At 48.1% G+C, this 13,034-nt stretch carries 13 protein-coding genes; 9 read left to right on the top strand and 4 right to left on the bottom strand.

The genetic code is table 11. The features are described 5' to 3' along the window. Positions 1 to 197: 197 nt before the first annotated feature. Positions 198 to 1,109 (bottom strand): UDP-N-acetylmuramate dehydrogenase, encoded by a 912-nt coding sequence (gene murB / locus MHZ92_RS20040; protein ID WP_239433482.1) that lies wholly within the window; start codon positions 1,107 to 1,109, stop codon positions 198 to 200. A gap of 219 nt (positions 1,110 to 1,328) precedes the next feature. Here murB and MHZ92_RS20035 point away from each other — a divergent pair, with 219 nt between their 5' ends. Beyond that, positions 1,329 to 3,686, top strand: coding sequence for a penicillin acylase family protein (locus MHZ92_RS20035; protein ID WP_239433486.1), 2,358 nt, complete (start codon positions 1,329 to 1,331; stop codon positions 3,684 to 3,686). 214 nt (positions 3,687 to 3,900) lie between these two features. Next, entirely contained in the window at positions 3,901 to 4,428 is a 528-nt protein-coding gene (locus MHZ92_RS20030; protein WP_239433481.1) for a YceI family protein, read from the top strand. A gap of 235 nt (positions 4,429 to 4,663) precedes the next feature. On the opposite strand, the gene MHZ92_RS21675 is transcribed toward MHZ92_RS20030, so the two are convergent. Continuing rightward, positions 4,664 to 4,954, bottom strand: a complete 291-nt coding sequence (locus MHZ92_RS21675; RefSeq protein WP_370644793.1) for a hypothetical protein — start codon at positions 4,952 to 4,954, stop codon at positions 4,664 to 4,666. Between the two features lie 50 nt (positions 4,955 to 5,004). Then, on the bottom strand, positions 5,005 to 6,048 hold the full coding sequence (locus MHZ92_RS20025) for a P1 family peptidase (RefSeq protein WP_239433480.1): 1,044 nt from the start codon (positions 6,046 to 6,048) through the stop codon (positions 5,005 to 5,007). A gap of 180 nt (positions 6,049 to 6,228) precedes the next feature. Between MHZ92_RS20025 and MHZ92_RS20020 the strand changes: the two genes are divergently transcribed. Genes MHZ92_RS20020 through MHZ92_RS20010 form a run of 3 tightly spaced genes read left to right on the top strand, consistent with a single transcriptional unit; the run spans position 6,229 to position 9,824 of the window. After that, positions 6,229 to 6,600 carry an ArsR/SmtB family transcription factor gene (locus MHZ92_RS20020; protein WP_239433479.1) on the top strand — a complete coding sequence of 124 codons (372 nt, stop codon included), beginning with the start codon at positions 6,229 to 6,231 and terminating at the stop codon, positions 6,598 to 6,600. Further along, positions 6,590 to 8,689 carry a heavy metal translocating P-type ATPase gene (locus MHZ92_RS20015; protein ID WP_239433478.1) on the top strand — a complete coding sequence of 700 codons (2,100 nt, stop codon included), beginning with the start codon at positions 6,590 to 6,592 and terminating at the stop codon, positions 8,687 to 8,689. The genes MHZ92_RS20020 and MHZ92_RS20015 overlap by 11 nt, the downstream gene beginning before the upstream one ends. A gap of 28 nt (positions 8,690 to 8,717) precedes the next feature. Beyond that, entirely contained in the window at positions 8,718 to 9,824 is a 1,107-nt protein-coding gene (locus tag MHZ92_RS20010; RefSeq protein WP_239433477.1) for a GNAT family N-acetyltransferase, read from the top strand. A gap of 239 nt (positions 9,825 to 10,063) precedes the next feature. Here the strand turns inward: MHZ92_RS20010 and MHZ92_RS20005 are convergent, their stop codons facing one another. Further along, positions 10,064 to 10,219 (bottom strand): lmo0937 family membrane protein, encoded by a 156-nt coding sequence (locus tag MHZ92_RS20005; RefSeq protein ID WP_239433476.1) that lies wholly within the window; start codon positions 10,217 to 10,219, stop codon positions 10,064 to 10,066. Positions 10,220 to 10,340: 121 nt separating this feature from the next. Between MHZ92_RS20005 and mntR the strand changes: the two genes are divergently transcribed. The 4 genes from mntR to MHZ92_RS19985 are packed head-to-tail and all read left to right on the top strand — an operon-like array spanning position 10,341 to position 12,909. Next, positions 10,341 to 10,751, top strand: a complete 411-nt coding sequence (mntR, locus tag MHZ92_RS20000; RefSeq protein WP_239433475.1) for a transcriptional regulator MntR — start codon at positions 10,341 to 10,343, stop codon at positions 10,749 to 10,751. A gap of 20 nt (positions 10,752 to 10,771) precedes the next feature. Then, the gene (locus MHZ92_RS19995; RefSeq protein WP_239433474.1) at positions 10,772 to 11,632 is read left to right on the top strand and encodes a CvfB family protein; all 861 of its coding nucleotides are present in this window, start codon (positions 10,772 to 10,774) and stop codon (positions 11,630 to 11,632) included. 60 nt (positions 11,633 to 11,692) lie between these two features. Next, entirely contained in the window at positions 11,693 to 12,580 is an 888-nt protein-coding gene (locus MHZ92_RS19990) for a DUF1002 domain-containing protein (protein WP_239433473.1), read from the top strand. Positions 12,581 to 12,627: 47 nt separating this feature from the next. Next, positions 12,628 to 12,909 (top strand): GNAT family N-acetyltransferase, encoded by a 282-nt coding sequence (locus MHZ92_RS19985; RefSeq protein WP_239433472.1) that lies wholly within the window; start codon positions 12,628 to 12,630, stop codon positions 12,907 to 12,909. Positions 12,910 to 13,034: the final 125 nt, after the last annotated feature.

Here is a 13,034-nt window from a genome sequence, read left to right as displayed (position 1 = left end):
TTTGCTCGCAAAAGCCGTTCTACGTGACGGCTAATACAAAGATGTGCTCGCAACGCTTCGCTTTTGCTCGCAAAAGCCGTTCTACGTGACGGCTAATACAAAGATGTGCTCGCAACGCTTCACTTTTGCTCGCAAAAGCCGTTCTACGTGACGGCTTTGCCTGTCGCCTCTATGCAGGCGTCCTTCGCTTTTGTGTATTATTCCTCACCGACAATCTTCACTTCTAACTCCAAGTCGACATCGAATTTCTTCTTCACTTCAGCTTTTACCATATTGATCGTTTCAATATAATCGGATGCGGTTGCTCCGTTTTTATTAATGATAAATCCTGCATGCTTTGTCGATACTTCCGCACCGCCATGGCCTTTCCCTTGCAGGCCACAATCTTGGATCAATTTCCCTGCGAAATATCCAGGCGGCCTTTTGAATACACTACCTGCAGAAGGATATTCCAAAGGCTGCTTCGATTCGCGTTGGAACGTCAAATCTGCCACTTTCGCGTCGATCGCTTCCTTTTCTCCTTCGGTCAGTTCGAAATCGGCGGACAATACATAATAACCTTCGGACGCGATAATGCTTTTCCGGTAGCCCAGATCCAATTCATCCTTCGATAAAACGAGCCGCTCACCCGATTTCGTCAGCACGGTACACTGGACGATCACATCTTTAACTTCCCCGCCGTAGGCTCCCGCATTCATAGCCATCGCTCCGCCGATCGAGCCAGGGATTCCGCAGGCAAATTCAAGCCCTGTCAATGATTCAGCTGCTGCCCGTCTAGAAACGTCAATAATCAGTGCGCCTGCTTCCGCATGAACCTTTGTGCCGTCCACTCGGATTGTATCCAATTTTGACAGATGGAGAACGATTCCACGAACCCCTCCATCCCTTACGACCATATTTGACCCGTTTCCTAATAAAAGTAGCGGAATTTCATGTTCATACGCATACCGTACTGTTTCTTCAGTTTCCTCGATTGTTCCAGGGATGACGAGCAGATCCGCAGCTCCTCCAAGTTTTGTCATCGTATATTTGTGTAATGGTTCATCTATCCGTAGAATACCTTCTTTTATAATTCCGCTTAAGTCCTTAAACCACTGATGCTTCGACATCAACATCCAGTCCCTTCAAATCTGATGCGATGAAAACCATTCTCTTTCCTCAACCAAAAAGAAGGCTTCACTTTTATAATTATGCTAGCTATCGGGTGTTTTGACAAGAAAAGATAACCGGGTTTCCAATGTTTGATAAATCATATTGGAAATAAAGGAGGTAAATGGCTATTCATCGAATTGTATTGCAGGGAGGGATTCACTTTGAAGAAAAGGAAAATGGGAAAGTGGCCAAAGATATTATTATCCGGCTTTGGTGGATTGCTCGCAATACTCGTTGTCGGGCTCATTGTCATCAATATATACATAGGTAAATCGAAGCCGCTTATCGAAGGGGAGCTTAGCGTGGACTTCTTGGATGAAGACGTGGAAATCACGCGGGATGCGAACGGCGTGCCGCACATTACCGCTAGTTCCGATGCCGATTTGTATCGGGCGCAAGGGTTTGTGCAGGCGCAGGATCGCTTATTTCAAATGGATCTGGCAAGAAGACAGGCGAGCGGCCGGTTGGCTGAAGTGGTCGGTGCCGTTGCTGTTGATACGGATAAAACATTCCGGACATTCAGTTTGCGCAATGCGGCGGAAGCCTCCTATGACGGATACGGCGACGACGCCAAGAAAGTGCTTGGCTGGTTTGCGGAAGGCGTCAATGCGTTCATGGAGCAGGCGAAGGATGAGGGGAAATTGCCTTACGAGTTCAAGCTCCTTGGCTACGAGCCTGAAGCGTGGACGCCGATTGACTCGCTTACAATCGGGAAGTATATGGCCTACGACTTAGGGGGCAACTGGCACAGCCTTGCTGTCAGGCATTGGGCGCTGAACAATTTCCCGGAGGAGCAGGCACGTGAATTATTCGTCAGCTATCCGGATAATGCCCCTTCAATCATCGAAGCGAATTTGAAGACGCCAGTTGAAGTGGTGGGCCGCTTCAATCCGGATTTGGTGCCGCACGAATTCAATGGAAGCAATAACTGGGTCGTTTCCGGAGATAAGACGGCTTCCGGAAAGCCACTGCTCGCGAATGACCCTCATCTGGGACTGAATACGCCTTCGATTTGGTATCAAATGCATTTACAATCTCCTGAGCAAAATGTTGGAGGCGTTATTTTCGCAGGCGTTCCAGGCATCATCCTCGGTCATAACGAGAAAATTGCATGGGGAGTCACGAATGTCGGGCCGGATGTGCAGGATCTGTATATCGAAATTCCGAATCCCGAGGACCCGACCCAATTCCGCTATGACGGAAAGTGGGAGCAGGCTGAAGTGCGGGACGAGACGATTTCGGTAAAAGGTGAGGAAGATATTCCGTTCGAAGTGATCGTCACAAGGCACGGGCCAATCATGTCGGACATAATTTATAATTCCGAGGATCCGGGTGCGTTATTCTCCATGCAATGGACAGCACTCGAGCCGACGAAAGAGCTTGAAGCGATCATGAGAATGAATAAAGCAGAGGATTGGGAGACTTTCGAATCAGCATTGGAAGATTTTCATGCGCCAGCGCAGAACTTCGTGTTTGCTGCTGTGGACGGGACAATCGCCTATAAAGCGAACGGTAGAATTCCGATCCGCAAACAAGGGGACGCCCAGCTACCAGTACCGGGTGATTCATCCGAATACGGCTGGAGCGGATATGTCCCTTACGACGAACTGCCTAAAATCGTTAACCCTTCCGAAGGGTTCATCGCAACTGCAAATAATGAGGTCATCGATGATTCGTATCCGTATCACATTACGAAATTCTGGGCTCAGCCGTATCGGTATATGCGAATTGCAGAAGTGCTGCAGGGCGGTGATAACTTCACAGCGGAAGATATGATGGACTTGCAGATGGATCAGGAGAATTTATATGCCCGGGAATTTTTACAAGATCTGATTGGTTCCTTGAAGACTGCGGATAGCGAAGGAGAGTATGCCGGGATTATCAGTATGCTTGAGGGATGGGATCAGGTTGACTCCACTGACTCGGGAGCGCCGCTCGTATTCCATAAGTTAATGAGACAATTGCCGAAGACGATGTTCAGTAATGAAATGCATGAAGATGTGTACAAACTGATGCCAGGCAAAGGGCAGATTGTTGACCAAATGCTGAGGGATGCATATAGCGGTAAGCCGGGCGTGTGGGTGTTCAATTATGGAGGCGTCGACAAATGGGTCTATGATGCATTCAAGACGTCCATTGCGGAAATTGAAGAGCAGTTCGGGAACGATTCGGCAAAATGGAAGTGGGGAGATTTCCACCAGTTGGCCTTCCCGCATTCATTAGCGGCGGCATCGCCGATTCTCGCCTATTTCCTAAACCCTGAAAAACAGGCAATCGGCGGCTCGCACGTCACTGTGCAGGCAGCCGCATTCAGAGATGATGGAACGGTGTATCACGGCGCATCATGGCGCTTCGTCGCAGATCTATCCGACTTGTCGGCGGCACATCACATCGTCGGGCCTGGTCAAAGCGGACATATGAAATCAAAATGGTTCCACGATCAATCCGAAGATTGGTCGAACGGCATCTACCACGAAACCATCCTAAGCGGTGAAGTGAAAAAGGGCTCTACGTTGAAATTAATAGCGAAATGATTGGGAACGCTCCTATTTAATGAGATCTCCTGAGTATTTTGAACAAACAATTTTATTTCAAGATTATTATCTTTACTTCGAGATAAATTAAGTATATCATATGGATATACCTTGGAATGAAGATTTTTGTTAAAAAGGATTATCTTTCATGCATCAGGGTATAAGGAATAACGTAGAATAAAAATGGATGAAAATGAAAGGGTGGATGGGTAAAATGGCAACATGGAATGTTGACGCGGCGCATACGAGTGTAGGATTTTCGGTGAAACATATGATGGTTTCAAAAGTGAAAGGTAGTTTCGCAGGGGTAGAAGGAACGATTGAGGGGAATCCTGAAGATTTAACAGATGCAAAAATCAATTTCACAATCGATGCAAATACAATCAACACAAACGCAGCAGACCGCGACAACCACTTGCGTTCAGCGGACTTCTTCGAAACTGAAAAGTTCCCTCATTTAACATTTGTCTCTACGAATATCGTAAAAACAGACGAAGATGAGTATGAAGTGACTGGTGATTTGACAATTAAGGACGTCACAAAGCAAGTGACGTTTGAAGCAGAATTCGAAGGAATTGGCACAAACCCATGGGGCGTTCAAGTCGCTGCATTCGAAGTCGAAGGCAAGATCTCCCGTAAAGATTTCGGTCTTACGTGGAACCAAGCACTAGAAGCAGGCGGCGTCCTCGTAGGCGACGAAATCAAAATTTCCATCGACCTACAAGCAAACCCAGCTCAATAATTATATAGAATACGGCACGCATGAAAGGAAACTTCATGCGTGCCTTTTTTATTTGTCGCGAACCGGTGCAAGCGCTCATAAAACTGTATGAGTGCTCATAAATCGCGGTAAGTGCTCATAAACCCGTGAAAGTGCTCATAAATCGCGGTAAGTGCTCATAAACCCGTGAAAGTGCTCATAAATCGCGGTAAGTGATCATAAAACCGTATAAGTGCTCATAAATCCGTGTAAGTGATCATAAATTTCGATATGCGCCCGAAGGAAAGCCACCCTCGCCCGAAGTGAGCCGTCGCGCGCCTGAAGTGAGCCGTCGCGCGCCCGAAGGAAAGCCACCCTCGCCCGAAGTGAGCCACCGCGCGCCCGAAGGAAAGCCACCCTCGCCCGAAGTAAGCCGCCGCGCGCTCGAAGGGAAGCCTTCCGCGCCCGAAGCGAGTCGCCGCGCGCCCGAGGGAAACCCCTCCGCGCCCGAAGTAAGCCGCCCCGCGCCCGAAGCGAGCCGCCCTGCGCCCGAAGTAAGCCCCCGCACGCCCGAAGCAAGCCCGCTAGCGCTCAAAGCAAATCCTCACAAATCCAAGCTCATCCCTCAACAAACGGCCATCGTTCTACTGTTCTCCCATGTCTTCCCGTTGTCGTTTGGGCATGCAGTAATGATTGGTACACCGCTTCTTCCGTCGCTTCGATGACCGCCTGGAAAAGGTCGTTCATCACTTTCGCGTCGTCTCGCAAAAGCGTATAGCTCACCATTGAACTCCCTTCACTCGAATGCGGAATGGTATAGGCATTCGAGAAGGCGATGATAATGTCGCCGCTTCCGTTATGGATATGAGAGCCCGTTCGGCCAAGGCCGATCGAGGCCCGTTTGGCGAATCGCTTCAATTGGCGGCTGTCGACTGGCGCATCTGTTGCAACGATGATCATGATCGAGCCATCCGGTTTTTCGCTTTTCATTTCTTCTGACGACAGTAACTCACCACTTACCGTTTCCATTTGTACATCATTCCGCACGAGCCATTCATCAATTAAGCACTCTTCCGGTTTGCCGAAATTCGTCAATGTGAGGACGCCGACGGTAAACGAATTCCCCTCATGCGAGACGACCCTTGAAGAGGAGCCGATTCCTCCTTTATGACCGAAGCAGATCATCCCTTTCCCCGCTCCGACATCCCCTTGTTCAATCGGACCGCTGCTTGCCTTACGGATCGCTTCGATTGCGTGCTCTGGTCTAATTTTCATCGACCGCATCGCATTTAAATAGCTGTCATTGCATTCGCCTACGACGATGTTCAATGAACTCGTGGAATCCCCGATTGCCGGATTCTCCTTAAGCATATGTTGCAGCGTCCCTTCGAGCACCGCTCCGACGCTGAACGTATTCGTGAGCATGATCGGGGACTCGATGAGACCGAGCTCTTCCACTTGAATAAGTCCTGCCGATTTACCGAAGCCGTTCAAGACGAAACTGGCTGCCGGCACTTTCTGTTCAAAACTATTTCCACTATGGGGCAAAATGGCTGTCACGCCTGTACAGGCACTATTGGGGCCTGGATCCTCCTTCAACGTCACGTGTCCAACCGAGACACCGGGCACATCCGTGATCGCATTCCACTTTCCTTTTTCCATCTTTCCACACTCCAATTTCAATAAATATCAACATAAGTATCTTCCATATGAAAGTCGATAACCCTTTATTTTTCAAAATGAAAAATCATTCAAATAATTGTTTGTTTGTACTTGCAATCGGTGAAGGGGAAACATATACTATCTTTAACAATCAAACGGACATTTGAATGAGGTGTCGAAATGACAGTGAAAGATACATGTGAAGTGACGGCCGTCCATGAGGATGTCGTCGAGAAAGTTCAAAAGGGGCTGCCGGATGTCAGTGGCATGGTGCAAATATTCAAGGCGCTCGCAGACGAAACGAGATTGAAGATTGCCTATTCACTTACGCTCGAGGAGGAAATGTGTGTCTGTGATGTAGCGGCGGTCATCGGATCGTCGAATGCGACAGCGTCTCATCACTTGCGCTATTTGCGCGAGCATAGCCTCGCAAAATCGGAGCGTAAAGGGAAAATGGTCTACTACTCGCTTGCAGATGCACATATCGTTGACCTTGTGAAAATTGCCCACGATCATTCACTCGAAAAGGACGGTGAACCGGATGGCCAGTAAGACAGAATACCGATTAGAGAATCTATCCTGTGCGAATTGTGCAATGAAATTCGAAAACAATGTAAGAAGCATCCCTACCGTATCGGAAGCGACCGTCAATTTTGGCGCATCAAAGCTTTCATTTACAGGTGATGCGTCAATTGCGGAGCTTCAAGCGGCAGGTGCTTTCGATGGCATTCAAGTCGTGCCGTTATCAACAAGGAAGAAGGAGCCGAAAATTCCATTTTTCAAAAGGAAGGAAAACATTGTCACGATTTTATCCCTCCTATTCGTTATCGCGGGAATGATGTTCACCTACTGGGACGTTCCGCATCCGGTTATAGCGACAACCCTTTTTGCTGCTGCGATCGTTATCGGTGGAACAGGTATGTTTATCACGGGTATTAAAAATCTCGTGCGACTCGATTTTGATATGAAGACGCTCATGACAATTGCCATCATCGGAGCGGCAATTATCGGTGAATGGCAGGAAGCAGCGGTCGTTGTCTTTTTATTCGCAGTGAGTGAGGCGCTGGAAGCCTACTCCATGAACAAGGCTCGACAATCAATCCGCCAGCTAATGGACATCGCTCCTACGTCTGCTCTCGTCAACCGGCATGGCAACTTGGTCGAGCTGCCGACGGAGGACATACAAGTCGGCGACATTCTACTCGTGAAGCCGGGGCAGAAGATTGCGATGGATGGCGTCGTCAAGAGCGGCCGGTCGACGGTCAACCAGGCGGCAATTACGGGGGAAGCCGTGCCTGTATTGAAACAAATGAATGACGATGTATTCGCAGGAACGTTGAATGAAGAAGGCGCACTCGAAGTGACCGTGACAAAACTCGTCGGGGATACGACAATCGCGAAAATCATCCACCTTGTCGAGGACGCCCAAGCTGAAAAAGCGCCATCCCAAAAATTCGTCGATCGATTTGCGAAATATTATACGCCCATCATTATCGCTGTCGCTTTCCTCGTTGCAATCGTTCCACCTCTACTCGGCGGGGATTGGCAAACTTGGATTTACCAAGGTCTCGCCGTACTCGTCGTCGGCTGTCCGTGCGCACTCGTCGTTTCCACGCCTGTCGCCATTGTGACAGCAATTGGAAATGCAGCTCGTCAAGGAGTGCTCATTAAAGGAGGGGTTCATCTGGAAGAGATGGGCCGAATCCAGGCGATCGCGTTCGACAAGACGGGTACATTGACGAAAGGCTATCCTGAAGTGACCGATTTCATTGCCGCTGAAGGGGAGAAGCTAGCGATTTTGCAAGCGGTAGCTTCTGTTGAATCGATGTCACAGCACCCGCTCGCACGTGCGATTGTCGACTATGCCGAAAAGCAAGGTGCTGTCTTAGCGGAACTTCGGAATTTCCAGTCGGTCACCAGTAAAGGGGCCGTCGGAGAAGTGGATGGAAAGATGGTATACGTCGGAAGCATGAAATGGGCGGAGGAGCTGACGGTACTCCCACTGGACATAAAACAGTGCGCCGAGGAAATGCAAGTTGCCGGAAAATCCGTCATGGCAGTTGTTGTGAATGAAACGTTCAAAGCACTGATTGCAGTTACCGATCCGCTACGGGAAGAGAGTAAGGACGTCATCCGTCAATTAAAAGAAGTCGGCATCCGCCATACGGTCATGCTGACAGGAGATGACGAGCGGACCGCTGAAGCAATTGCCAAAGTCGCCGGCGTAACAGATATCCGTGCGGGGCTCATGCCGGAAGACAAATTGACGGCTGTAAAAGGGTTGATTGGACAATACGGCCGTGTCGCCATGGTCGGTGACGGCATTAATGATGCGCCTGCACTTGCCGCTTCTTCGATCGGAATCGCGATGGGAGGGGCAGGGGCGGACGCAGCGCTCGAAACGGCTGATATCGCTTTAATGGCAGATGACCTCCGACAATTACCATATACAATGAAATTAAGCCGAAAAACGTTGCAGATTATTAAAGAAAATATTATGTTTGCATTAGGCTTAAAAATAGTAGCGCTGCTTTTAATCATCCCGGGATGGTTGACATTATGGATTGCGATCTTCGCAGACATGGGCGCGACGTTGCTCGTCGTGTTGAATTCATTACGATTGATACGAATCCATAAATAAAGTACGCAGCCCGATTGGGGGAATGGAAATGAAATTACGGGAATGGACGATGGAAGAACAAGAACAGCTCATTCATTTTTTGACGACGAATACATGGCCGTTTCATGGAAATGCGCATCCGGAGCGTGAATTGATTGAAAAGACGATCGAAGAAGGCGGATATGAATCGGATGAAGTGAAAACGTTTTGGGTCGAAAACGATGAAGGCGACATTGTAGGAATCGTGAAAATCTATGATTTGCAAGATGAAATTCCACTTTTCGATTTGCGGATTGCGGATCGGTTTCGCGGCTTCGGCTATGGACCGAAAGCGCTCCGTCTTATAACAGAGTTCGTCTTCGGGTTGCCGGAAGAGAAAATCCGCCTGGAAGGCCATACGCGCCAAGATAATTTGGCGATGCGGAAAACGTTCGAGCGTGCCGGGTTTGTGAAAGAAGCCCATTTGCGCAATGCATGGTTTTCACCAAAGGAGAATTCCTATTATGATGCAGTCACATACGGGATGACGCGGGAAGACTTTTTGGCGGGAACGACGACGCCAGTTCAGTGGGAAGATGCGGGATTTGGAGAAAAACCGAAAAAACGCATTCCGAGCGTGCCGACTGAATTTGAATCGGAGCGGCTCATCATTCGCATGCCAGAAGTGGAAGATGCCTTAGACGTGTGGAATGCAATGCGGAATTCGCGAGCCTCCTTAAAGGAATGGATGCCTTTTGCGCAAAAGGCGCCTGAGCTTCATTCAACAGAGGAAAATCTTCGTCAAGCTGTTGCGGATTTCATTACGCGAAAAGACTTGAGGCTTCATGTGTTCTTGAAGGAAACAGGCGAGTTTATCGGCTCGACGGGACTTCACCGGATCGATTGGTCGGTGCCAAAGTTTGAAATCGGCTATTGGCTCGATACGAAATTTGAAGGACGGGGGCTTATGACCGAGGCGGTTGAACGATTGACACGCTTTGCGTTCGATGAATTGAACGCCCGCAGAGTGGAAATTAGATGTGATGAGGTAAATGTGAAAAGCCGTTATGTGGCGGAACGGGCGGGATATGAGTTGGAAGGGACGTTGAAAAACGATTCCCTTTCAGCAGATGGCAAGCAGTTGCGGAATACATGTATCTATGCAAAAGTAAAATAAAAAAGGGTGCCAATTGGTGGCACCCTTTTCAGCCTGTTGGCAAGCGCTCGCATCCGTTGTTGCTCGTGTCGCTCGTCCGCTCATGAACTGAAGTTCTATTCGCGTCTTCGCTCCACTTCGCACGGGCTCGCAGGAGGCGAGTCATGCAACCGTCGCCACAGGACGTGGCGCTCTTAGGTTGCCTTCCTTGACAAGCGCTTTCAATCAGGCTGAAAAAATCCCTATAATCTTATGTTTCTCTAAACCGATCGTCTTCCAGTCAATAGCTGGACGATGAAGATGATTCCTGCGATAACTAATAGAAGATGGATAAGTCCTCCTCCGATCTTCATTACGAAACCGAGCAGCCAGAAGGCAATTAATGCTACGATGATGATCCATAGTATTTTACCCATTTTTAATCACTCCTTTGAAGTGGTATAGTGAATTTACCCGTTAGTTAGAAAATGTAAACTGCCGTATGAAGATGATTCATCATTGAAAAGGCAGGGAATGTACATACTGGAGGTGGAACGTTTGGCAACACCAAGTATGGAGGATTATATCGAACAAATTTATTTACAGCTGGAAGCGAGAGGCGAGGCACGCGTCTCGGATGTAGCTGAAGCGTTATCGGTATTACCTTCATCTGTCACGAAAATGGCGCAGCGGCTCGACCGTGAAGGGTATGTCGTCTATGAGCGCTACCGAGGGCTTGAGCTGACAGACAAAGGAATGCAATTTGGAAAAAAACTCGTCAAACGACATGATCTTCTCGAACAATTTCTCCGTATTATTGGCGTTGAAGAGAAGAATATCTATAAAGATGTCGAGGGGATAGAGCACCACTTGAGCTGGAATGCGATGGACCGGATTACGGACCTCGTGGAAGCGATGAAAGATGACGATGAATTTGTACGAAAACTGAAGGAACGGCAAAGCTTCTAAATGGAAGAGGTAGATATGACATGACAGAACATAAACCGGGATATATCTCCCTGTTGACGGTGAAGAGCAAGGAAGGATCAAGATGGATTTTGGATGGCGGCGAACACGAAATTATGATCAACGCATCCGAATTCGATTCCCCGATCCAAGAGGGAGATGACGTAGAAGTCTTCCTATACATGAACAGGCGGGGCGAATTGACAGCGACTGCACAAATTCCAAACATGACGTGTGAATCGTTCGGATGGGGACGCGTCATTCGGATCGATGAAAAGGAAGGTGCGTATGTAGACATCGGTTCTTCCTTCGAAGTGCTCGTCAATAAAGCGGACTTGCCGAGAGTGAAAGCTTTATGGCCAAAGACGGACGACGAGCTGTTCATGACGTTGCGAACCGATCTCGGTGGAAATATTTTTGGACGCCTTGCGACGGAGGAAAGAGTGCTGGAGTTAATCATCGAAGCACCTTCAACCGTGTTCAATCAAAACTTAAAAGCACGGGCATACCGCCTGTTGCCGGTAGGTTCATTCTTTTTAAGCATTCCGGAAAACTACCGGATCTTCGTCCATCATACGGAACGGGAGCATGAACCGCGTCTTGGAGAAGAAGTGGAGATCCGAATAATTGATGTAAGGGATGACGGTACGTTAAACGGTTCCTTACTGCCGAGGAAAGAGGAGCGGCTCGGTGATGATGCGGAAACGATCTATCGCTATTTGATGGATGTCGGCGGCAAAATGCCTTTTTCGGATAAGTCGACACCAGACGAAATAAGTGAAATGTTTGGCATGAGCAAAGCGGCCTTTAAACGGGCGCTTGGCAAGTTGATGAAAGAAGGTAAAGTGACGCAACGTGAAGGATGGACGTCCTTGAAAGAGTAACAATCGGAAACTTTTTTCATGACAGCTTCGTACTACTTCATAGTACAGGAGGGGAAGTTTATGAAGAAACTACTAATGGCAGCAAGCGCATTGCTGCTCATGTTCGGAGCCTTGCTTCCAACGAATTTGAAAGCGGATGCGGCCATTGATGAAAAACTCGGTGTACCCATTGTTGTATTAGGAGCAAACTTGACAGATGCAGAAAAGGAAAGCGTCAAGAAAAGCTTGAAAGTCGAAGAAAATGATGAGGTCGACATGATAACAGTCGATGGCAATGATCTTGTGAAATATATTAAAGACGGCAATTCCCAGGCAAGAATGTATTCATCCGCCAAAATTACAAGGCAGGATGAAGGCAAAGGCCTCGTTATCAACATCGTCACACCCGACAATATTACGCAAGTGACGAACGAAATGTACGCGACCGCTATGCTGACTGCCGGAATCGAGGATGCGATCGTAGAAGTGGCGGCGCCGAAACCGGTGACGGGCCATTCCGCATTAGTCGGAATCTATAAGGCGTATGAAGTTTCAGGAGAAACACTCGATACCGAGCGGACAGATGTCGCGAATGACGAGTTGAATTTGGCGACGAAGTTTGCGAAGGATTCCGGCATTGATGAGAACAAAGTGGCGGAGCTATTAACGGACATCAAAAAAGCGATCGCCGAAAAAAATCCGGTCACAAGGGAAGAAGTCGAGACAATTGTAAATGAACAATTGAAGAAGCTGAACATCGAGCTGAATGAGGCCGATCGGCAATTGCTCATCGACTTGATGGATCGAATCCGGCAATTAGATATCGACTTCGGCAAGCTGTCGGAGCAATTATCCGATATGGCAACGACCATCAAAGAGAAGTTCGGTGAGATCGACCCTGGCTTCTGGGAGAAAGTGAAACAGTTCTTTGCAGATCTTTTTGAATCGATCAAGTCGTGGTTCAAGTGATACAAGCGTGCGATATGATAGAATATTTGTAAAAGGAGAGAGATGCAATGGAATTTGAATTCGTCGAACTTGGTGGAGATGCATTCGCGTTCCGTCACGAAAAGGACGGTAAAATGCTAGCCGAAATTACATGGACACTTCTCGCCGACGTCATGGTCATGGATCATACGTATGTATCGGAAGACTTGCGGGGGCAAGGTGTGGCAAAGCAATTGCTCGACCGCGCCGCAGAATTTGCCCGTGAAAAAGGATATAAGATGGAAGCGGTATGCTCATACGTCGTCACCGCATTTAATCGGTATAAAGAATACGACGATGTAAAAGCTTAAGAAGTAACAAACGCAAAAAAAGGCAATCCTCATTCAATTAAAGGATTGCCTTTTATTTATTCATAAAATGAATCAAAGTCCCCATGCCATTGTGACGAAATATACGATACCAGTTAATACGGATG

The sequence above is a fragment of the Sporosarcina sp. ACRSL genome (assembly GCF_022346605.1).
In the GTDB taxonomy this organism is placed as follows: domain Bacteria; phylum Bacillota; class Bacilli; order Bacillales_A; family Planococcaceae; genus Sporosarcina.
Note: the sequence above shows the minus strand (reverse complement) of the source record. Positions and strands in the feature narration are given on the sequence as shown.

Excerpts from the sequence above, each read along its gene's own strand:
- MHZ92_RS20015 (WP_239433478.1), top strand. The coding sequence starts at position 6,590 with ATGGCCAGTAAGACAGAATACCGATTAGAGAATCTATCCTGTGCGAAT.
- murB (WP_239433482.1), bottom strand. The coding sequence starts at position 1,109 with ATGTCGAAGCATCAGTGGTTTAAGGACTTAAGCGGAATTATAAAAGAA.
- MHZ92_RS19990 (WP_239433473.1), top strand. The coding sequence starts at position 11,693 with ATGAAGAAACTACTAATGGCAGCAAGCGCATTGCTGCTCATGTTCGGA.
- MHZ92_RS20020 (WP_239433479.1), top strand. The coding sequence starts at position 6,229 with ATGACAGTGAAAGATACATGTGAAGTGACGGCCGTCCATGAGGATGTC.
- MHZ92_RS20025 (WP_239433480.1), bottom strand. The coding sequence starts at position 6,048 with ATGGAAAAAGGAAAGTGGAATGCGATCACGGATGTGCCCGGTGTCTCG.
- MHZ92_RS19985 (WP_239433472.1), top strand. The coding sequence starts at position 12,628 with ATGGAATTTGAATTCGTCGAACTTGGTGGAGATGCATTCGCGTTCCGT.
- MHZ92_RS20030 (WP_239433481.1), top strand. The coding sequence starts at position 3,901 with ATGGCAACATGGAATGTTGACGCGGCGCATACGAGTGTAGGATTTTCG.
- MHZ92_RS20035 (WP_239433486.1), top strand. The coding sequence starts at position 1,329 with ATGGGAAAGTGGCCAAAGATATTATTATCCGGCTTTGGTGGATTGCTC.
- MHZ92_RS20010 (WP_239433477.1), top strand. The coding sequence starts at position 8,718 with ATGAAATTACGGGAATGGACGATGGAAGAACAAGAACAGCTCATTCAT.
- MHZ92_RS20005 (WP_239433476.1), bottom strand. The coding sequence starts at position 10,219 with ATGGGTAAAATACTATGGATCATCATCGTAGCATTAATTGCCTTCTGG.
- MHZ92_RS19995 (WP_239433474.1), top strand. The coding sequence starts at position 10,772 with ATGACAGAACATAAACCGGGATATATCTCCCTGTTGACGGTGAAGAGC.